Annotated in this window: 23 protein-coding genes; 14 read left to right on the forward strand and 9 right to left on the reverse strand. The window is 64.9% G+C overall.

The genetic code is table 11. The features are described 5' to 3' along the window. Positions 1-12 precede the first annotated feature (12 nt). Positions 13-711, forward strand: a complete 699-nt coding sequence (locus GTZ99_RS13080; RefSeq protein ID WP_161719583.1) for an OmpW/AlkL family protein — start codon at positions 13-15, stop codon at positions 709-711. Between the two features lie 239 nt (positions 712-950). On the opposite strand, the gene GTZ99_RS13085 is transcribed toward GTZ99_RS13080, so the two are convergent. The 9 genes from GTZ99_RS13085 to GTZ99_RS13125 all read right to left on the reverse strand — a co-directional run bounded on the left by GTZ99_RS13085 (position 951) and on the right by GTZ99_RS13125 (position 8560). Beyond that, entirely contained in the window at positions 951-1649 is a 699-nt protein-coding gene (locus tag GTZ99_RS13085) for a Crp/Fnr family transcriptional regulator (RefSeq protein WP_161719585.1), read from the reverse strand. Positions 1650-1796: 147 nt separating this feature from the next. Continuing rightward, positions 1797-2462 (reverse strand): sigma-70 family RNA polymerase sigma factor, encoded by a 666-nt coding sequence (locus GTZ99_RS13090; RefSeq protein WP_320076683.1) that lies wholly within the window; start codon positions 2460-2462, stop codon positions 1797-1799. Between the two features lie 110 nt (positions 2463-2572). Next, a complete protein-coding gene (locus tag GTZ99_RS13095; RefSeq protein WP_161720039.1) occupies positions 2573-4639 on the reverse strand; it encodes a flagellar biosynthesis protein FlhA in 2067 nt (688 codons plus the stop codon). Between the two features lie 87 nt (positions 4640-4726). After that, complete coding sequence (locus GTZ99_RS13100) at positions 4727-5743, reverse strand: transglycosylase SLT domain-containing protein (RefSeq protein WP_227711336.1); 1017 nt, start codon at positions 5741-5743, stop codon at positions 4727-4729. Positions 5744-5929: 186 nt separating this feature from the next. Then, the gene (locus tag GTZ99_RS13105) at positions 5930-6283 is read right to left on the reverse strand and encodes a flagellar protein FlgN (protein WP_320076684.1); all 354 of its coding nucleotides are present in this window, start codon (positions 6281-6283) and stop codon (positions 5930-5932) included. Further along, positions 6280-6597, reverse strand: a complete 318-nt coding sequence (gene flgM, locus GTZ99_RS13110) for a flagellar biosynthesis anti-sigma factor FlgM (protein WP_161719590.1) — start codon at positions 6595-6597, stop codon at positions 6280-6282. Before flgM ends, GTZ99_RS13105 begins: the two co-directional genes overlap by 4 nt. Before the next feature lie 158 nt (positions 6598-6755). Further along, positions 6756-7277 (reverse strand): flagella basal body P-ring formation protein FlgA, encoded by a 522-nt coding sequence (locus tag GTZ99_RS13115; protein WP_201742529.1) that lies wholly within the window; start codon positions 7275-7277, stop codon positions 6756-6758. A gap of 84 nt (positions 7278-7361) precedes the next feature. Further along, positions 7362-7796: a hypothetical protein gene (locus GTZ99_RS13120; RefSeq protein ID WP_161719592.1), complete on the reverse strand. Its 435-nt coding sequence runs from the start codon at positions 7794-7796 to the stop codon at positions 7362-7364. Further along, positions 7793-8560, reverse strand: a complete 768-nt coding sequence (locus GTZ99_RS13125) for a MotA/TolQ/ExbB proton channel family protein (RefSeq protein WP_227711337.1) — start codon at positions 8558-8560, stop codon at positions 7793-7795. The genes GTZ99_RS13120 and GTZ99_RS13125 overlap by 4 nt, the downstream gene beginning before the upstream one ends. Positions 8561-8797: 237 nt before the next feature. Between GTZ99_RS13125 and flgB the strand changes: the two genes are divergently transcribed. The 13 genes from flgB to GTZ99_RS13190 all read left to right on the forward strand — a co-directional run bounded on the left by flgB (position 8798) and on the right by GTZ99_RS13190 (position 18885). Beyond that, positions 8798-9160: a flagellar basal body rod protein FlgB gene (gene flgB, locus GTZ99_RS13130; RefSeq protein WP_320076685.1), complete on the forward strand. Its 363-nt coding sequence runs from the start codon at positions 8798-8800 to the stop codon at positions 9158-9160. Continuing rightward, entirely contained in the window at positions 9157-9582 is a 426-nt protein-coding gene (gene flgC / locus GTZ99_RS13135; RefSeq protein WP_406818598.1) for a flagellar basal body rod protein FlgC, read from the forward strand. The genes flgB and flgC overlap by 4 nt, the downstream gene beginning before the upstream one ends. Further along, a complete protein-coding gene (locus tag GTZ99_RS13140) occupies positions 9582-9944 on the forward strand; it encodes a flagellar hook assembly protein FlgD (protein ID WP_161719600.1) in 363 nt (120 codons plus the stop codon). The genes flgC and GTZ99_RS13140 overlap by 1 nt, the downstream gene beginning before the upstream one ends. A gap of 44 nt (positions 9945-9988) precedes the next feature. After that, a complete protein-coding gene (locus GTZ99_RS13145) occupies positions 9989-10795 on the forward strand; it encodes a flagellar hook-basal body protein (protein WP_161719602.1) in 807 nt (268 codons plus the stop codon). A 6-nt stretch (positions 10796-10801) separates the two neighbouring features. After that, positions 10802-11551: a flagellar basal body rod protein FlgF gene (locus GTZ99_RS13150; RefSeq protein WP_161719604.1), complete on the forward strand. Its 750-nt coding sequence runs from the start codon at positions 10802-10804 to the stop codon at positions 11549-11551. Between the two features lie 46 nt (positions 11552-11597). Then, complete coding sequence (gene flgG, locus GTZ99_RS13155; RefSeq protein WP_161719606.1) at positions 11598-12386, forward strand: flagellar basal-body rod protein FlgG; 789 nt, start codon at positions 11598-11600, stop codon at positions 12384-12386. Positions 12387-12394: 8 nt separating this feature from the next. Beyond that, positions 12395-13057: a flagellar basal body L-ring protein FlgH gene (locus GTZ99_RS13160; RefSeq protein ID WP_161719607.1), complete on the forward strand. Its 663-nt coding sequence runs from the start codon at positions 12395-12397 to the stop codon at positions 13055-13057. A gap of 56 nt (positions 13058-13113) precedes the next feature. Beyond that, complete coding sequence (locus tag GTZ99_RS13165; RefSeq protein WP_161720047.1) at positions 13114-14238, forward strand: flagellar basal body P-ring protein FlgI; 1125 nt, start codon at positions 13114-13116, stop codon at positions 14236-14238. After that, positions 14235-14603, forward strand: a complete 369-nt coding sequence (locus GTZ99_RS13170; RefSeq protein WP_161719609.1) for a rod-binding protein — start codon at positions 14235-14237, stop codon at positions 14601-14603. The genes GTZ99_RS13165 and GTZ99_RS13170 overlap by 4 nt, the downstream gene beginning before the upstream one ends. A 3-nt stretch (positions 14604-14606) precedes the next feature. Continuing rightward, entirely contained in the window at positions 14607-15944 is a 1338-nt protein-coding gene (gene flgK / locus GTZ99_RS13175) for a flagellar hook-associated protein FlgK (RefSeq protein ID WP_161719611.1), read from the forward strand. A 16-nt stretch (positions 15945-15960) separates the two neighbouring features. After that, the gene (locus GTZ99_RS13180) at positions 15961-16896 is read left to right on the forward strand and encodes a flagellin N-terminal helical domain-containing protein (protein ID WP_161719613.1); all 936 of its coding nucleotides are present in this window, start codon (positions 15961-15963) and stop codon (positions 16894-16896) included. An 87-nt stretch (positions 16897-16983) separates the two neighbouring features. Next, positions 16984-17847 (forward strand): flagellar motor stator protein MotA, encoded by an 864-nt coding sequence (gene motA / locus GTZ99_RS13185; protein ID WP_161719615.1) that lies wholly within the window; start codon positions 16984-16986, stop codon positions 17845-17847. Positions 17848-17862: 15 nt separating this feature from the next. Further along, entirely contained in the window at positions 17863-18885 is a 1023-nt protein-coding gene (locus GTZ99_RS13190; RefSeq protein WP_161719617.1) for a flagellar motor protein MotB, read from the forward strand. Positions 18886-18946 lie beyond the last annotated feature (61 nt).

Genomic DNA, 18946 nt, shown 5'->3' on the forward strand with positions numbered 1-18946 from the left:
GGATGAGGGAATATGGTCAAGATCTCGAAGCTTGCGGCCGTGCTGACCGCTTTTGCCGCCACTACCGCTCTGGCTGGCACCGCACACGCGGCCGGCAACCCCGAGGGCAAGATCCAGGTCAAAGTGCTGGCCACCGCCGTTCTGCCCGATGGCGCCGTCAAGCGCGTCAACAGCGACGTTGCAGGCCTGGTCAGCTCGGGCGCGGTGCGTGACACTGTCGCCAGCGACAACGTCGTGCCGACCGTTGCGATCGAATATTTCGTGACGCCCAACATCTCGATCGAGACGATCTGCTGCGCTACTGGCCACCACGTCACCATCTCGTCGGGCACTTTTGCCGGCACCGAGGCCGTCAGCAATGTCGTGATCGTGCCCGCCACCTTCACGGCCAAGTATCACCTGCCCCTGCCCGGCGGCATCAAGCCCTATGTCGGCGCTGGCCCGACGCTGTTCATCATGCTGGCTGACGAACCCAGCAGCGCCGTCCGCGGTCTGGGCGTGACCCGCACCCACCTGTCGAGCGAACTGGGCGTGGCCGTGCAGGCTGGCGTCGATGTCGCGATCGGCCATGGCTATGGCATCTCGCTGGACGCCAAGAAGTACTGGGTCGGCACCAACGCCAAGTTCTATGCCGGCGGCACCGAAGTGCTGAGCACCCGCCACAAGATCGATCCCTGGGTGCTGAGCGCCGGCGTGACCTATCGCTTCTGAAGATAGACCCTTTCCGTGAAGAGTGACCACCGGTTCATTGGCTCTGGCCCGTAGGCGCTCTTCACGGAAAACCGGGTGTCGTCAGACACTCGATATCGTCAGATTGGGCGTAGGCAGGCAGGGGCGGGAAGGCGCTTCCTGCCTGCCGCATTTTGTGGCGCAGCGCCATCGCGCGGCGGCCCATGCCCCCCCCCAACAGTGGGCGGGCGATCAGGCACTTCTCTTTGGAAAAATCTGGATCAGCCCGCTTCGGCGACCAGCGCAAAGCGATCCTGGATCACCACCTCACGGCGCGAGGGCAGGTCGATGATCCCTTCCGACTTGAGCCGGGTGAACTGACGGCTCACCGTCTCGATCGTCAGGCCCAGAACATCGGCGATCTGCTGACGCGAGAACGGCAGGACGAAACGGGTGGCATTGCTGCTGCCGTCCGACTCGCAAGTGATCGGCGACAGACGATCCGACAGCTCCATCAGGAAACTGGCGACCTTTTCACTGGCAGACTTGCGGCCCAGCAACAGCATCCAGCGGCGCGTGCGGTCCAGTTCGGTAAGGGTGCGCTGCAACAGCTTGTGCTCCAGCCCCGGATGCTCACGCGCAAAGGCGTCAAAATCGCTGCGGCTGAACACGCAAACCCGCGCATCGGTCAGCGCGGTAACGCCATGGTTGGTCGTGCCACCAAAAGGACGCCCAATGAAATCAGACGGATAAACCACACCGACGATCTGCTCGCGCCCATCTTCGGTGCCGGTCGACAGTTTGAGCACACCCTCGATCACATTGGCGACGAGGACCGAATCCTCGCCCTCCCAGATCAGGGATTCCCCGGAGACCAACGATCGCCGCCGCCCAATCGCGTTGAGCGCGCCGATCTCTTCCTTGTCCAAGGCGGAGCAGATGGCTCTGTTTCGAACCAAGCAAGTGTCGCAAGCTGACATGCGCAAGCGCCTAGCAGGCAATGCGCATTGGGGCAATGCCTGATCCTGTGCGAAAACAGGGCAAAGCGTCTCATCCCCAAGACAGGCACCGCGCCAAGCCCCTGATTTAACGGCATGGCAACAGCACTTTGGCCGCAAGGTGGAGATTTACATGATCTCGGCCACGTCCTTCAGCGCGCTGCGCAGGCGGTCGATGGCCTGCGCCTTCAACTGATGCACGCGCGGGATCGAAACCGAGAGCACCTGCGCGATTTCGGCCAGATTCAACTCCTCGACGAAATAGAGCTGGATGACCATCTGTAGCCGCTCCGGCAAGTCGCCGATGGCGGCCGCCACCGCGCCGCGCAATTCCTGATCCTGCAACAAAGCCAGACTGTCAGGCGTGTCATCGGCAAAGGCCATGTCGCTGTCGGAATAGGCATCGTCCAGCGTTTCAAACCGCAACGGTTCGGAAGAGGCGCGCAAGGCCTCCAATTCAGCCAGTGTCACACCCATCGCTTGTGCCAATTCGGTGTCATTGGGCTCGCGCCCTAACTGGCCGGTCAATTCATGCGCCTTTTCGCGCATCAGGCGGCGGCGTTCGACCGCCCCGCGTGACAGCGGCACGTGGCGGCGGATCAGATCGACCATCGCCCCCCGCACGCGCATCTTGGCATAGGCGGCAAAGCCGTCCTCGCCCGGGCCATTGTGACGCTGGGCACATTCGGTCAGTGCGACCAGCCCCGCCTGCATCAGGTCCTCGACCTCGATACCGTCGCGCCCGCCCTGCAGATGCCACGCCAGACGGCGCACCATCGGCATGAAACGGCGCACGCGTTCGGCCGGGTCCGTGCCATAGGCCGCCGCGGCAGAGCGTATCGCCCCACCACGCGGACGCGGCGCGGATGTTTGATTTTTTGGAGTGAAAGGTCTCTGATCGTGGATCATGCGGCCATGCTCTCGGCAGAGGATTGAACATTGGGCGAAACCCCGTCAGGGGCAGGCAAGGCAGCCATCGGAGCGGGCTCGCCGCCGACAACGGCGATCACTTCGACAGGTTGTGTTTCGGGCAATTCGGCTATGGACATCACCACACAGCCGGGCGCACGCAGCCGCAACAGCGAGGCCAGCGACCGGCGCAGGCGCGGCTGGACGATCAACGCGACGCCAGACTGATTGCCGCGCTCGGCCATGATCGCGCCGACGCGCTCGCCGATGGTGCGGGCCAGATCCGGCTCGATCAAAGGCTGGCCGGTCATGGGATCGACCATCCCTTGCGCGATCATCGCCTCCAGCGCGGCGTCCAGCGTGATGACAGGCAGGCGGTCATTGGGCGAACAGATGCGCCCAACGATCAACCCGCCCAGATCCACCCGCATCAGGTCGATCAGCCGGTCGTGCTCCTGCGTTTGCTGCACGGCTTGGCTCAGGCTGGCCAGAATGGGCAGCGGATGGCCAATGGGGATGCCGTCTTCCAGCAGATTGCGCAGCAGGCGCGTCATCGCGGCCAGCGACATGGGTGCGGGATAGACCGTCTCGACCAGCCCGGCCGCGCGGTTTTTCACGCCCTCGATCAAGGCCTTGACCTCGTCCGGGCCCAACAGCAGTTGCGCCCGTTCCGACAGCATCTGGTTCAGATGGGTGGCGATCACGGTCGCCGCGTCCACGGTCAGGAACCCTTCGGCGATGGCGTAATCGCGGTGCGCCGGGTCAATCCACAAGGCCGGGCAGCCAAACGAGGGATCGGTGGTCGGCTCGCCGCGCAGATTGTGCTGCGAGCTGGCCTCTCCGGCGTCGATCGCCAAAACGCGATCCATCCGCACGCCGGCCCCGCCCAGCGGCACCCCGCCCAGCAGCACGCGGTAATCATTGGGCCCGACATCCAGCGAATCGCGCACCCGGAACTGTGGCACGACAAAGCCAAAGGCCTGCGACAGCTGTTTGCGCACACCGGTGACGCGGGCGACCAGCGGCGCGCCGCGCTTTTCATCCACCATCTGCACCAGACCATAGCCCAGCTCGATCGTCACCAGCGTGTGATCGGACACCTCTTCCAGCGTGATCTTGCCCGGATCAACGGGCGGCGGCGGCGCGGGCGTATCCTCGACCACCTTTTGGCGGTTGGCCCGGTCGCGCAATGACTTCCACAGCCACAGCGACAGGCCGGCGGCGGGCAGAAACACGCTTTGCGGCATGGCCGGGATCATGCCGATCGCGCCCATGATCAACCCGACTGGCAACCATGTGCGCGGATCGGCAAACTGACCGCCGATCTGGCCCGACAGGTCGCGCGGATCGGACACGCGGGTGACGATCACGGCGGCTGCAATCGAAAGCAACAGCGCGGGCACCTGCGCCACCAGCGCGTCGCCGATGGCCAGGCTGATATATTGGCTGGCAGCCTGGCTGGCGGTCAGCCCATGGCTGATCATGCCCAGACAGAAACCGGCGATGATGTTGACGCCCAGAATCAGCAACGCGGCCACCGCGTCGCCCTTCACAAACTTGCTGGCGCCATCCATCGAACCATAGAAATCCGCCTCGGTCGAGACTTCGCGGCGGCGGGTCTTGGCTTCCTCGGCGGTAATCAGGCCGCCCGCCATGTCGGCGTCGATCGCCATCTGCTTGCCCGGCATCGCGTCCAGCGTGAAACGGGCCGACACTTCGGACACACGGCCCGCGCCCTTGGTGATCACCACCATGTTGATGATCATCAGGATCATGAACACGAACAGACCAACCGCGAAATTGCCGCCGATCAGAAACGCGCCAAATGCCTCGATCACATGACCGGCGGCGGCGGTGCCTTCGTGGCCATGGACCAGCACGACGCGGGTCGACGCCACGTTTAGCGCCAGACGCAGCAGCGTGGCAAACAGCAGCACCGTCGGGAAGGACGAAAAGTCGAGCGGGCGGGCCGCATTCATCGAGGCCATCAGCACCGCCACCGACAGGGCAATGTTGAAGACAAAGAACACGTCCAGCATCACCGCCGGGATCGGCACCACCATCAACACGATGATGGTCAGGATACCCACCGGCAGCGCCAGCGCGCCCGGACCGGATTTGGAAAACAGACCCTTCACGCGCCGCGCTCCTTACAAGCCCATGGCGCGCAACCGGCCATAGGCCGCGCGCACATAATCGGGGGTGGTGGCGCCGGTGGCCTCGGCCATGCGGGCGAAACTGTCGGACAGAGCGGCGGTGGTGTCGCCCCCGCCATTGCCGGCAACGGCAAGATGCTGCCCCGATGCGGCAGCGAACTGCCGCGCGATCGGCCCCAGATGGGCGTTGGGGTCGGGAGCCGGCGCAGACGTCATCGGGCCAGACAGCGACGCGGCGCCTGCCAGATAGGCACCCGGCAGCGGCAGACCGTCACTGGTCAAGGTGGGATCGGCCTGTCCTTCGGCGGCCATCGCGCCTGTGATCTTTTGGCGCATCAGGCCCATCACCTCGGACAGGCTGCGGGCGCCGCCATCGGCGTTATAGAAGATCGAGCGATTGGCCGCCGCAGCCGCCGGCATCAGCGCGGCCGCGCTTTGCGATGGGTCGCTGCTCATCGCGGCAAGGAATTTGATCGCACCTTCGGTGCCCAGAAAATGGGCCAGATAGAGTTCGGCGGAATCGGGCGCACGGCCCAGACGCGCGGTCATCAGTTCCTTGTTATCGCTGGCCAAACGCGCGGCCATCATGGCCGACACCTGCGGGTCCTGACGCAGCGCCATCAGCCGCGCCCGCGCCGCCGGATCAGCCAGCGCCGCCATCATGCCCCCAGCCCCGGCCGAGGCGCCGTCGATCAGGCCCATATCGGCCCCATGGCGGCGCAACATGCCCAGCCACGTGGAATCGGTGAATTGAAACAACCCAGTGGCCGACGACGTGGCCGCCCGCGCCTGTGGGTTAAAGCCCGATTCCAGCCGCGCCTGTGCCAGCAGATAGGAGAAATCCACCCCCTGCGTTTGCGCCGCACGGGCCACCGTGCCGCGGATGTCGGCGCGCGATCCCGCACCGCCCGTCGCCAAAACGCCAGCAGCCGGGCTTGCCCCAGCGGCAGGCCCGGTCAGGTTGGTCATGGCGGCCAGCCAATTGGCCGACGAAGCGTCAGGGGTGGTCAATCCTTGCTCCCACGTTGGGGGTGAGCAAGCGAATAAGCAAAGGCTGTGCCAAAAGAGGTGCAGCGTGTTTTGCACAAAGCGCCGTCACCCGGCGCGTCATCCTGCCAAGCGGCCATATGCGGCGCGCCAGGCTCCATCGCCCGTCGCCGCCATCGCTGGGGCGCCGGACAACCGGCAAGGGCCGTGTCAGCCGCGTGCGCCGGTATAGGCATAGGCGGGCGCGGCAGAACGGGCGCGATACAACGCCGGGCTGCCGGTCAACGCCTCGAGCCGGGCCGAGACATTGGCCGCGATCAGGTTGCGCAGCTGGCGATTGACTTCGTTCAACCGGCGCGCCGCATCCAGCAGCCCGCGGCATTCCTCGTCGATCTCGCTGGCGCCGGTGTCATCCATGCGCCCGCACAGCTCGTACTTGTCATAAGCACAGCCCATGATCGCCTCCAGATCCATGCCAGCCAGCGCGTCACGCTCGCTTTGCAGGACATCCACCATCTGGCGCAGCGTCTCGCGCAGGTTGGCGCTCGAACCGGGGTGCATCATGCGGTTTTGCCTCGCAGGATCATGCCAGCGGCGATCATCGCGTCGCTGATCTTGGTGGGGATCACGGGGTAATTGCCAGACTCGATGGCTTTACGGATCGTGGCGACACGTTCCGAATCCACCGGCGCCTGACCGGCCGACAGCGCGGTGGTGGTGACCATCGCCTGCGACTGGGCTGGGGCCGAACTGGCCTTTGCCGTTTCTTGGGTATCGGTCGAAACGGCGCGCGTATCGGTCGAGCTGATCGCCCGCGCCGCACCTACTTCGATTTGTGGCCCTTTACCAATGCCAGGGCCGGGTCCGATGCTTGCCATGGTACCGCTCCTTGGGTTTCCAAGGTCAAGAACGGCTCTGGCAAGGAAGCTTTAAGAGGCTGGACGCATTTTTTTGCGGCGAAACGGCAAAATTTTGCAGAAAACGCTGTGCCGCCTTGCCGGTAAACGGCAACCTGGTGCCGCGATATCCGCGTAAATCATTCACGCAAAGGGACTTCCACCTCGCCGGGGCGCGTGATGCGGGCGCGGATCGGTTCACCCTTGGGCGTGCCGTCGCGCAGGCCGCGCACGCGAATCCAGTCGCCAATCGCTCCGGAATCCATGGCCTCGCCCGACTGGCTGACGGTAAAGCCCTCGCCCACCACCGCGATCGAGACGACCTCGCCCCGGGCGACCGAAACCGCCGCGCCTTCGACCGCGCGCACCGGGACGAACAGCCGCCAACTGCCCGGATCGGGACAAGACACCACCACCGTATCGCGGCTGGCGCTGCGCCAATTGACCGACAAGGGTGCCAGACAGGCCGCCAGACGCAGCCGGCGGTCGACCGGCAATGTCGCGCCGCCCGCCTGTCCGATGCTCTTGCCGGTAAAGGTGGCGACTTCGCGGTCGATGGTGGTCAGATCGGTAAAGGCGGCCTGCGCATGGGCGATAGGCGCGATCAGCGCCAGCGGCAACAGCACCGCCATCGGGCGAAGGGTGGCAAAGGCAAAAGGCATAGGCGGTGTCCCGTTGGCCGCATCCCCAAAGGAGGCGGCAGGTATCGGGGTCATTAACGCAAAACCCGTGCCAGATGCCCGCCGTCAGGGCGCGGGCGCGCGGTCATAGGCCAGCGTTGCCACCGCCTGTTGTGTGCCGGGGCTGGCCGATGGCTCCAGCAACAGGCGCGCGCGCGCACCCACCCCGCCCGCACGCGCCGCATCCCCGGCCAAAGCGATGGCATGGCGCATCGCGGCCTGTTCGGCGCCGGGCGCGTAATGCAAAGTGATGGTCAGTTGCTGACGCGGATCGGGCTGCTGGCTGGTCAGCCACGCCGCGATCGAGGGCGCGCCGGCCGCCTCGCGCCACAGCGCGAGCGGCTCGGCCCGGGCCGGATCAACCAGCGCGGGTTTGGGCGGCGGGGCAGCCGGTTTGGGCGGTGGCGGCTGATCGGCCATGGCCGCCGCCGTCACCATGAACAGGATCAGGGACAAATCGGCCAGCATCGTCTGCCAGCCGATCGAGGTGCGGATGCTCATGACACCGAGGGCGCGGCGCCGCCGGGCCCGCTTTCATGCGCCGTGATGGGCAAGACATCGGGCAAAACGGGATCGAAATCGGCCGCCACCGGGCCGTGATGCACCACTGGCGCGCGATGGCCCGCGCGCGTGGGGAACGCCTGACCCAGTTCCTGCTCGAACCATTCGCTGATCTCGCGGCGGCGGTCTTCCTCGGCCAGGGCGTGGCGTTCGATGGCGCGGTACAGCGGCGCGAGCACCAGATTGGCCAATGCCAGGCCATATAGCGTGGAATGCACCGCCATGCCGATTGCCGCCATATATGCCCCCCGGTCCACCCCATTTTGCGGCAGCCACGAAAGCGAAATCAACGTCCCCGCCAGACCAAAGACGGGGGCCAGCTCAACCGATTGGGACAGGGTGCGGATCGCCTGCTCGATGGGGCGCATCCGCCGCGCGCGGGCCTGCGCCAATACATCGCGCGCAGCCGGGACCGAACGTTGCGTCACCAGCACATCCAGCGCGGTGTCAAACTCTGGATCACCGATCGCATGGGGACGGGCGCGCAACAGGCCATCGCGAGCGATCAGTTGCAACTGGCGGGCCAGCCGCGCACGCACGTCATCCGCGTCAAAGGCCGGCCGCCCCGGCAACAGGTGCCCCAGCGCCCCCAGCGTTGCGCGCACATCTCCCCAGCCGCAACGCAGCAGTGTCGCCAGCATGGTGCCCCCCACGACAATGGCAAAGGTGGTGCCGTCCCAAAATCCGCTGAGTGTCATCGCCATCGGGTTCCTTCCAGCCCGTCAGAACGGAAGAGCCGCGCGCAATTTCACCCCATGGCCAACATTTGCCGCCTGCCGGCAAGGGCTTGCCGCCGGTTTGCCGCCCGCTTGCCGGATTGGCCCGCGCCCACCGGGCAAAAGCGCGCGAAACCGCGCCGCTGCTCGCCCTTGTCGCCAATCTGGCACGCCCATTGCTTTGTCGTGGAGTCCACAAGACCGCCATGCGGCATGGAGCAACACGTGAGCGATCCTGCAAGCAACCGAAGCCTGTTTGGCATTCATGGCATGGCGCTGGAATTGCGTTCGCAGCGCATGGGGCTGTTGTCGTCGAACATCGCCAATGCCGCCACGCCCAATTACAAGGCGCGCGATCTGGATTTCGCCGCCGCGTTAAAGGCGCGGATGAATGGTACCGGCGCCGATCAGGCTTCCACGGCTGCCACTGTGTACCGCGTGCCGGTGCTGCCCTCGATGGATGGCAACACGGTCGAAATGGGCACCGAACAGATCGCCTTTTCGCAAAACGCGGTCGCCTATTCGTCCAGCCTGACCTTCCTGACGGACAAGGTCAATTCCATCCGCCGCTCGCTGAAGGGAGAATGACAATGGCCGGGACCACCTCCGCCAGACCGCTCAGCCTGTTTGACGTCGCCGGGCGCGCTTTGTCGGCGCAGACCGTGCGGATGAACACGGCCGCCTCCAATCTGGCCAATGCCGGATCGGTGTCGGGCAACCCGCAGGACACCTATCGCCCGATCAAGGCGGTGTTTGCCACCCAATATGACCAGGCGACAGGCCTTGCCACCGTCAACGTCAGCCGCGTCGTGCAATCGGGCGCGGCGGCGGTGCGCGAACACAGCCCCGGACACCCGCTGGCCGATGCCAATGGCGATATCTGGGCCGCCCCTGTCGATGAAAACGCCGAGATGGTCGAGATGCTCGAAAGCTCGCGCCAGTACCAGAACGTCGTCGAAGCCCTCTCCACCGCCAAGCAGCTCATGCTCGATACCGTGAGGATGAAATAATGACCACCGTCACCTCGACCAGCACCACCGGCACGACCGGGACCACCACATCGTCCACCACCACCGCCACCACGAGCGGCAGCAGCTCGCTGGGGTTCAAGGATTACATCAGCCTGCTGACCACGCAGCTGAAGTATCAGGATCCGACCCAGCCGACCGACAACACCCAGATGGTGGCGCAGATGGCGCAATTCTCGACGCTGTCGGGGATTTCGGACCTGAACACCACGGCCACCGGCATCGCGTCAAAACTGGCCACGCTGACCAGCCTGAATGACAGCCTGTCGGGCATCTCGACCAAGCTGGATTCGATCATCGCGTCGCAACAGGCCGCCAGCAGCAGCAGCGGCACCACCGCCTGATCCGCCCCTTCCCCTAGACCGCCCCCACACAGGACCACACACCCATGGCCTTTTACACCTCGCTCAACGGCCTGCGCAACGCCCAGACCGAACTCAACACGATCTCGAACAACCTGGCCAATGCCGAAACCACCGGCTTCAAGAAAAGCCGCGTGAACTTCTCGGACATTGTCGCCGGTTCGGCCTATTCGAACCCGAAACTGGTGCAGGGCATCGGCTCGATGGTCAAAACCATCGACCAGAACTTTGCCTCGGGCGCGATCATGTCGACCGGTTCGGCGCTGGATCTGGCGGTCAATGGCGAGGGCTTCTTTGCCGTCACCTCCCCGGTCAGTGGCGACACGCTGTACACCCGCAACGGCAATTTCACCACCGACAATTTGGGCAACATCGTCGACCAGAACGGCAACCGGCTGCAAATTCTGGCCTATAGCGGCGGCAGCTTTGCCACCACGGTGTCCGATGGCGTGCTTTCGCCCACCAATGGCAATGGCGGCAATTACTCTGCGGTGCAGATCAAGACCGACGGGACGATCATCGCCTCCTATTCAGACGGCACGGTCAGCACCGTGGGCAAGGTGGCGCTGGCCAGCTTTGTCTCGCCAGGTGGGCTGTTGCAGGTGGGCAATCAGGACTGGCAGGCCACCGGCCTGTCGGGCGCGGCCACCTATGCCGCGCCGGACGCCAACGGGCTGGGCAACATCCTGTCGGGCAGTCTGGAACAGTCCAACGTCGACATGTCCGAGGAAATGGTCAGCCTGATCACCGCCCAGCGCTTTTTCCAGGCCAACGCCAAAGCGATCGATACCTCGACCGCGGTGGCCGACGCCGTGATCAACCTGCGGTCGTAATAGGTCATGGACCGGCTGATCTACACCGCCGTATCGGGCATGACCGATTCGATGACCCGCGAAAGGGTGATCGCGTCGAACATGGCCAACGCGCAAACCATCGGTTTCCGGTCCGAGGTGATCTATGCCACCCCCGTGACGCTGCGCGGCGGGCCGCTGGAGGCCCGCGCCATGGCCGATTCCGAAGTACGCGGCGTCAACATGACCGGCGGCACCATCACCCCCACCGGCCGCAAGCTGGACATTGCCGTGGATGGCAATGACCTGATCGCGGTGCAGGCGCAGGACGGATCAGAGGTCTATACCCGCCGCGGCGACCTGAGCATTTCGGCCACCGGCGTATTGGAAAACGGCGAAGGCCGCCCCGTCATCGGCAATGGCGGCCCGATCACCGTGCCGGTGGACGCCACCGTCAGCATTGGCCCGGATGGATCGGTGCTGGTGGCGCAGGACGGCCAGCCCGGCCTGCCGCCGCAGCCCGTCGACCGGATCAAGCTGGCCAGCCCCGCCGGCACGCAGGTGCAAAAGGGGCTGGACGGGCTGTTCCGCATCGCTGGCGGCGGCACCCTGCCCGCCAATGCCGATGCCAAGGTCATCCCCGGCTCGGTTGAACAGTCCAACGTCGATCCGGGCGAGGTGCTGGTGCAGATGGTGCAGGCCCAGCGCCTGTTCGACATCCGCACCAAGCTGATCGCCACCGCCAAGGAAGTGGACCAGTCCGGCACCGCGCTGATGCGCATGTCCGGCAGCAGTTGATCGCCCCCACCCCACACACGCTGATCCCAGCCAAAGGTAACGCCCCATGAGCTCCTCTGCCCTTCAGGTCGCCCGCACCGGTCTTTCGGCCCAAGACACCCGCATGCAGGTGATCGCCAACAATCTGGCCAACGTGTCGACCACCGCGTTCAAGCGCGACCGCACCAATTTCTCGACGCTGGCCTATCAGGATGCGCGCGTGGCGGGGCAATTGTCCTCGGCGCAAAGCCAGTTTGCCACAGGGCTCAATCTGGGCACGGGCGTTGGCGTCTCCTCCACCACCCGCATCGATGAGCAAGGCTCGCTGGAGAACACCGGCAACGGGCTGGACGTGGCGATTTCGGGCAATGGATATTATCAGGTGCTGATGCCCAACGGCCAGACCTCCTATACCCGCGCGGGCAATTTCAGCCTGTCGGCCGAAGGGCAATTGGTCAATTCCGATGGCTATCCCATCCAGCCGGCGATCACTGTGCCGACCGGGGCCACCGCGATCACCATTGCGGCCGATGGCACCGTGTCGGCCATGTTGCAGGGGCAGACCGCCGCGACGCAGGTGGGCCAGATCAACACGGCCAGCTTTGCCAACCCCACCGCGCTACAGGCGCTGGGCAACAACCTGTATCAGGAAACCGCCGCCAGTGGCGTGGCACAGGTCGGGGTCCCCGGCACCACCGGGCGCGGCACGCTGAAACAGGGGTTCCTGGAATCCTCGAACGTCAACATCGTGACCGAGCTGGTCGACATGATCGAATGCCAGCGCGCCTATGAGATCAACTCCAAGATGATCTCTTCGGTCGACGAGATGCTGAAGAACGCGAACCAGACGCTGTGAGATCCGCCATGACGCGCATCACCCCATCGCTTCGCCCAATCGTGGCCATTGCCCTGCTGGCGCTGTCCTGCCCCGCGCAGGCCGGACGCCCCCCCGCAGGCTTTGCCGCCAGCGCGCCGCCGGCACTGCCCACGGCGCAGGCCAACGGATCGATCTTTGCCGCGGCCGGATATGCCCCGCTGTTCACCGGCGCGCGGGCGCGCGGCGTGGGCGACATGGTGACGATCATTCTGGCCGAAAGCACATCGACCAGCCGCACCGCCGCCACCAAAACCACCCGCACCGGCAATGGCCAGATCACCCCGCCAACGGCCGGTCCGTTCGTGATTGATCCCAATGCCCTTAATGCTTCGGCCTCCGGGTCGTTCAATGGTCAGGGCAATACCGCCCAGACCAGCAGCTTTGTCGGCACGCTGGCCGTCACCATCGCCGAAGTGCGCCCCAACGGCACCGCTTTGGTCAGAGGAGAAAAGCGGATGAAACTGGTGCAAGGTGAGGAATGGCTGCAATTCTCAGGAATTGTCCGCCTGACCGACATCGACCAGACCAACTCCGTCCTGTCCTCGCAGGTGGCTGACGCGCATATCAACTATGGCGGCAATGGCACCATCATGCGCAGCGCGCGTGAAGGCTGGCTGTCCAAGTTCTTCACCATGATCAGCCCGTTCTGATGGACAGGAGAACCCAGATGACCGCCTATCCCGTCACCATCCGCCGCCGCCGGTCCATGCGCGGGCGGGTCGCCCCGCTGTGGCGGCGCATTGTGGCCGCGCTGGCGCTGATCGCGTGGATCGCGGGGGCCACCGCCCCGGCCCAGGCCGAACGCGTGCGCGACATTGGCGCGTTTCAGGGCGTGCGATCAAACCAGCTGACCGGCTATGGCATTGTCGTGGGTCTGGACGGGTCGGGCGATGACAGTCTGGAATATCTGACTCAGGCAATGAAGGGCGTGTCGGGCCGGATGGGGCTGCAATTGCCCGCCGGTGTCACGCCCGCGCTGAAAAACGCCGCCGCCGTGCTGGTAACGGCCGACCTGCCCGCCTTTGCCAAGCCGGGGCAGCGGATCGACATCACCGTGTCCGCCATCGGCAAGGCCAAGTCCCTGCGCGGAGGCGCGCTGATCCTGACGCCGCTGTATGGCGCCGACGGGCAGATCTATGCCATGGCGCAGGGCAATCTGGCGGTGGGCGGTCTGGGCGTTGCGGCCAAGGACGGATCGCAATTGTCGGTCAACATTCCCACCGTTGGCCGCATTGCCGAAGGGGCCAGTGTGGAACGCGCCGTTGCCACCGGTTTCGAAAATGGCGATGTGCTGCGCTATAACCTGCACGCGGCCGATTTCCTGACGGCGCAGCGCGTGCGCGACGCGATCAACACCCGTTTCCCCGGCATGGCCGTGGCCGAAGACGCGGTGACCATCGCCCTGCGCCTGCCGCCCGGTTCGGACACGCGCTCCAGCCTGCTGGCCTCGATCGAGATGATCGATGTTGTCCCCGCCGAAGCCCCCGCCCGCGTCATCATCAACAGCCGCACCGGCACGGTGGTGATCAACAGCGCGGTGCGTCTGTTGCCCGCCGCCGTCAGCCACGGCAAACTGACCGTGCGCATCAACGAAAAACCCCGCGTCAGCCAGCCCAACCCGCTGGCGGGCGGACAGACCACCGTCACCCCCAACAGCCAGATCTCCGCACAGGAAGATCAGGCCCACATCGCCTTGATGAAGGGCGGCGCGTCGCTGTCCAAGATCGTCGATGCTCTCAACCTGCTGGGCGTGACGCCCTCGGATCTGGTCGCCATTCTGGAAGCCTTGAAACAGGCTGGCGCCCTGAAAGCCGAGATGGTGGTGATATGACCAGCCCCCTGTCCGCCGCCTCTGACGCCGCCAACACCGCGATCAGCGGTACCAACGGGACAGCCCGCGCCACCGCGACCAACAAGTCCGATGCCCGCCAGGCCGCAGAACAGTTCGAAGCGATCTTTTTGCGCAAGATGCTGGCCGAGGCGCGCAAGACGCATTTCGACAATGGGCTGTTCACCGATTCGGGCGCGCAGACCTTTCGCGACATGCAGGATGCGCATTTTGCCGAGGTAGCATCGCAATCGGATGCTTTTGGTCTGGCGCGTATCATCGAAGCGCGACTGGCACGCCAAACCGGCACGGCCAGCGCTGATCCTGCCGCCACCAGCGGCGCCACCAGCACCGGTCAGGGAGGCTAAGCCATGTCGACGGACATGATCACCATCGCCGCCAGCGGCACGCGCGCCGCCCGCGCGATGCTGGATGTGACCGCGCAGAATATCGCCAATGCCAATACCACCGGCTATGTGCGGCGCTCGGTCAACCTGTCCGAATTGTCCTCGACCGGCATGGGGGCCTCCTTTGGCGAGGTGTCGCAATATGGCGTGCGCGTCACCGGCATCACGCGCAACGTCAGTGCCTTTCTGCAATCCGAAGTGCGCCGTACCGGATCGGATTCGGCCCGCGCCGACACGCTGGTTTCGGGCCTGACCAATGTCAGCGATGCGCTGGATCAGTCGAACGTTTACAATTCGATCAGCAGCTTCATGGCCGCCGCGCAAAAACTGACTGCCAATCCCACCGATTCCTCGCTGCGGGCCAACCTGCTGGAATCGGCGCGCACCATGGCGCAAAGCTTCAACACGGCCAGCAAGTCGCTGGATGCGGCCACGCAAGGGCTGCAATTCTCGGCCGATGGCAACGTCACCAGCTTGAACGATCTGGCCCAAAGCCTGGCCGTGCTGAACACCCGCATCCGCGCCGACAACGATCCGCAATCGAACCACGCCACCTTGCTGGACGAGCGGGACAAGATCCTGCAGCAGATGAGCGAATATGCCGACATTACCACCACCGTGGCATCGGACAACACCGTGCAGGTGCAGATTGGCGGCGCCACCGGACAGATGCTGGTGGACAATAACGGGGCCAACACAGTCTCGATGGCGACGGCCGCGGATGGCACGATCACCTATGCGCTGGGCGGCAAGACGCTGACGCTGTCGGGCGGATCACTTGCGGGGCAGCAACAGGCGCTGACCACCGCGGCCAGCGCACGCGCCAAGCTGGACACGATCGCCGACACGTTGATGGAAACCGTCAACGACCAACAGGCCGCCGGTGTCGATCTGAATGGCAACACGCCGGCCGCCGCCATGTTCAGCGGTTCTGGTGCGGGCGGCATGACCATCGCCATGACATCTGGCGACAGCATTGCCACCGCGCCCAATACGGCGCTGGCCGGCAGCAAGGACGTGTCGAACCTGACCGCGCTGCAATCCGCGCTGTCGGACGCCAATATCGCGGGCGACACCAACGACTTGCTGTTCAGCCTGTCGGCAGCGGTGGCCAGCAACACGACCACCCGTGACGCGCTCAGCTCGATCGCGTCCAACGCCAAAGCCGCGCTGAGCGAGGAGGCTGGCGTCGACCTGGATACCGAAGCGGCCAATCTGGTGCGCTATCAACAGGCCTTTCAGGCTTCGGGCAAGGTGATCCAGATCGCCTCGTCCCTGTTTGACCAGTTGCTGAACCTGTGACGAAGGAAGCTGTACGATGACCGCGCTGAGCACGGGCGCCTTTTACGAAAGGGCGATCAACAATCTCACCACGCTGCGCAAGCAGAGCGAGACGCTGCAGGCGCAGATCGCGACCGGCGAGAAGGTCCAGCATTCCTATGAAAACGCGGTAGCCGCCGCCCAGTTGCGCACGCTTTCGCTGGCCAACACCATGGCGGAGGCCGACACGTCGAACATCACCGTCGCCAAGACGCAGCTGACCCAGACCGATGATGTGCTGAGCGAATTTGCCGACATCCTCTCGCAGGTGCAGACGCTGACGACGCAGGCCGCCAGTGCCACGCTGAACGATACCCAGCGCGCCGCGATCGGCACCCAACTGAAGGGCTATTACCAAAATTTGGTCAATCTGGCCAACACCACCGACAGTTACGGCCACGCGCTGTTTGGCGGTCAGGGCACCGGACAGGCCTATAGCTACAACGCCGACGGAACGGTCAAGTATGACGGCACCGGCAGCGCGCCCGACCTGACACTGGGGCCGGGGCTGTCGGTTACGGCCGGGATCACCGGGCCCGAATTCCTCACGACAGGATCTGGCAGCTCGTCGACCAACCTCCTCAACGCGATCAAGGCACTGGGCGACACGCTGGCGGCGGGCAGTGGCGGGTCCACCACCGGCACCAGCGCGCTGGCAAGCGCGGCAAATGCAGCGCTGACACAACTGAACAGCGGGATGGATTCCATCACCACCGCACAAACGGTCATCGGCGCGCGGCTGGCATGGGTGAACACCACCGAAACGATGCAGACCCAGATGAAAACCCTGCGCGAAAATCAGCAGAGCGACATTGGCGGCACCGACATGACCAGCGCCATCGCCCGCCTGCAGGAAACGATGACCGTGCTCGAGGCCAGCCAGTCCAGCTTTGTCAAACTGGCCAACCTCAGCCTGTTTTCGATGTTGAACTAAACACCCTGCCCCGCCGCGACGGGAGCGGCAGGCAGAGCACATGGATGAGGAAATCCGCCAAAGCGGCGTTCCGGGGGATTTGTACAGATGTTTGCTGGTATTGGCATGGTCGTCCTTTTCGTCGCGGTGTTTGGCGTGTTCGCCATGACCGGCGGCGCGCTCGGCCCGGTGTTCGAGGCGATCCCGCATGAAATGGCCACCATCGGCGGGGCGGGCATCGCCGCGCTGATCATCGGCAACGACATGCACGGGCTAAAGGCGCTGGGCGGCGGTTTCGGCAAGGTGTTCAAGGGCCCCAAGCACAACAAGCAGGACCACATCGACGTCATCGCCCTGACCACCAAGCTGATGAAGCTGCTGCGCACCGAAGGCCCGGTGGCGATGGAAAGCCATGTGCAAGACCCCAAGTCCTCGCCCATCTTTGCCGAATATCCGCGCCTGCTGGCCAATCACGAGCTGATCGACCTGATCTGTGACACGCTGACGCTGATCGTGGTGTCGTCGGGCACGTTGGAAGTGACCGCCGTCGAGGATGTGATGGACAATGCCATCAAGACCCACATGACCGCGCTGGAACACCCACAGCATGCGATCCAGGGGCTGGGGGATGCCTTGCCCGCGCTGGGCATCGTGGCTGCGGTGTTGGGCGTGATCAAGACCATGGGCTCGATCGACAAGCCGCCCAGCGTGCTGGGTGCGATGATCGGTTCGGCGCTGGTGGGCACGTTCATGGGCGTGATGATGGCCTATGGCATCGTGGGCCCCATGGCCAGCCGCCTGCAACAGGTGAACGAGGCCGACGCGCAGATCTTTCACTGCGTCAAGCAGGTGATCATCGCCTCGCTGCACGGCTGGCCCCAGCCGCTGGTGGTCGAAAGCGCGCGTTCCGGGCTGAGCCACGATTACCGCCCCGGCCTGTCCGAACTGCTTGACGCATTGCGCGGCCGGTAACGGGGACACATCGCCATGGCTCCGCCGAAAAAGGCCGGCAAGCAGGAGATCCCTGCGCCGATCATCGTCAAGAAGATCACCGTGGTCGCCGCCGGCCACCATGGCGGCGCGTGGAAGGTGGCCTATGCCGACTTTGTGACGGCAATGATGGCGTTCTTTCTGCTGATGTGGCTGCTGGGCGCCACGACCGAAAAACAGCGCAAGGGCATCGCCGACTATTTCACCCCGACACTGGTCAAGATGCGCCAGGAAAGCGCCGGGTCCAATGGCATGCTGGGCGGCAGCTCGCTGACCGATGCCGACAAATATCCGCACCGTGCCGGGCAAACCGGCACCCGCGCCATGACCATTCCGCGCGACACCACCGGCGGGCCCAAGGAAGGCGGCAGCAACGTCAAGAAGGTCTCGACCGTGACGCAAAAGCTGCAACAGCGCATGAGCGCCAGCGAGCGGCTGAAGCGTCTGGCCCGCATCCTGAAGATTACCGCCACCCCTGATGGCATCCGCATCGACATGGTGGATGACGCGAATTTCTCGATGTTCCAACTGGGCACGACGGTATTGACGCCTGATGCAGTCGAACTGATGCACGCCATCGGCGCGGTGATCAGGGACGAGCAAGGCGATCTGGTGATCCGCGGCCACACCGACGGGCTGAAATACCGTGGCGGCGACGGCGCGACGGGGGCAGGCGTCAACAACTGGTCACTCTCGGCCGGCCGGGCAGAGGCCACGCGGCAGGCGCTGATCCGTTCGGGCGTGGGGGAAACCAGGTTCAAGCGGATCGAGGGCGTGGCCGACCGCGAGCCGCTGGTGGGCGATGATCCGGCCGACGCGCGCAACCGGCGCATGTCGATCCTGATGAACACCGATGGCGGCCCGCCGCCGCCGCGCCCCGGCGAAAAACCCGAACCGGAAAAGCCTGCGCCCGAAAAGCCCGCTCCGGCCGGCGCCCATGGCGCGCCACCGCCAGCGCCGCCCGCACGCCCCGTGCCCGCCCCTGCGGCGGCGGCGCATGGCGGTGGGGGGCATCATTAACGCCTGCGGCAAACACGTATACCCCTTACAGCCAAGCCTTCACCTTGATTGCTTACGTCTT

Origin of the sequence: Novosphingobium ovatum, assembly GCF_009909235.1 — a bacterium.
GTDB lineage: Bacteria > Pseudomonadota > Alphaproteobacteria > Sphingomonadales > Sphingomonadaceae > Novosphingobium > Novosphingobium ovatum.

Excerpts from the sequence above, each read along its gene's own strand:
- GTZ99_RS13080 (WP_161719583.1), top strand. The coding sequence starts at position 13 with ATGGTCAAGATCTCGAAGCTTGCGGCCGTGCTGACCGCTTTTGCCGCC.
- GTZ99_RS13085 (WP_161719585.1), bottom strand. The coding sequence starts at position 1,649 with ATGTCAGCTTGCGACACTTGCTTGGTTCGAAACAGAGCCATCTGCTCC.
- GTZ99_RS13095 (WP_161720039.1), bottom strand. The coding sequence starts at position 4,639 with ATGGTGGTGCCGATCCCGGCGGTGATGCTGGACGTGTTCTTTGTCTTC.
- GTZ99_RS13105 (WP_320076684.1), bottom strand. The coding sequence starts at position 6,283 with ATGATGCACCCCGGTTCGAGCGCCAACCTGCGCGAGACGCTGCGCCAG.
- flgM (WP_161719590.1), bottom strand. The coding sequence starts at position 6,597 with ATGGCAAGCATCGGACCCGGCCCTGGCATTGGTAAAGGGCCACAAATC.
- GTZ99_RS13115 (WP_201742529.1), bottom strand. The coding sequence starts at position 7,277 with ATGCCTTTTGCCTTTGCCACCCTTCGCCCGATGGCGGTGCTGTTGCCG.
- GTZ99_RS13120 (WP_161719592.1), bottom strand. The coding sequence starts at position 7,796 with ATGAGCATCCGCACCTCGATCGGCTGGCAGACGATGCTGGCCGATTTG.
- GTZ99_RS13125 (WP_227711337.1), bottom strand. The coding sequence starts at position 8,560 with ATGGCGATGACACTCAGCGGATTTTGGGACGGCACCACCTTTGCCATT.
- flgC (WP_406818598.1), top strand. The coding sequence starts at position 9,157 with ATGACAATGGCCGGGACCACCTCCGCCAGACCGCTCAGCCTGTTTGAC.
- GTZ99_RS13140 (WP_161719600.1), top strand. The coding sequence starts at position 9,582 with ATGACCACCGTCACCTCGACCAGCACCACCGGCACGACCGGGACCACC.
- GTZ99_RS13145 (WP_161719602.1), top strand. The coding sequence starts at position 9,989 with ATGGCCTTTTACACCTCGCTCAACGGCCTGCGCAACGCCCAGACCGAA.
- GTZ99_RS13150 (WP_161719604.1), top strand. The coding sequence starts at position 10,802 with ATGGACCGGCTGATCTACACCGCCGTATCGGGCATGACCGATTCGATG.
- flgG (WP_161719606.1), top strand. The coding sequence starts at position 11,598 with ATGAGCTCCTCTGCCCTTCAGGTCGCCCGCACCGGTCTTTCGGCCCAA.
- GTZ99_RS13160 (WP_161719607.1), top strand. The coding sequence starts at position 12,395 with ATGACGCGCATCACCCCATCGCTTCGCCCAATCGTGGCCATTGCCCTG.
- GTZ99_RS13165 (WP_161720047.1), top strand. The coding sequence starts at position 13,114 with ATGCGCGGGCGGGTCGCCCCGCTGTGGCGGCGCATTGTGGCCGCGCTG.
- GTZ99_RS13170 (WP_161719609.1), top strand. The coding sequence starts at position 14,235 with ATGACCAGCCCCCTGTCCGCCGCCTCTGACGCCGCCAACACCGCGATC.
- flgK (WP_161719611.1), top strand. The coding sequence starts at position 14,607 with ATGTCGACGGACATGATCACCATCGCCGCCAGCGGCACGCGCGCCGCC.
- GTZ99_RS13180 (WP_161719613.1), top strand. The coding sequence starts at position 15,961 with ATGACCGCGCTGAGCACGGGCGCCTTTTACGAAAGGGCGATCAACAAT.
- motA (WP_161719615.1), top strand. The coding sequence starts at position 16,984 with ATGTTTGCTGGTATTGGCATGGTCGTCCTTTTCGTCGCGGTGTTTGGC.
- GTZ99_RS13190 (WP_161719617.1), top strand. The coding sequence starts at position 17,863 with ATGGCTCCGCCGAAAAAGGCCGGCAAGCAGGAGATCCCTGCGCCGATC.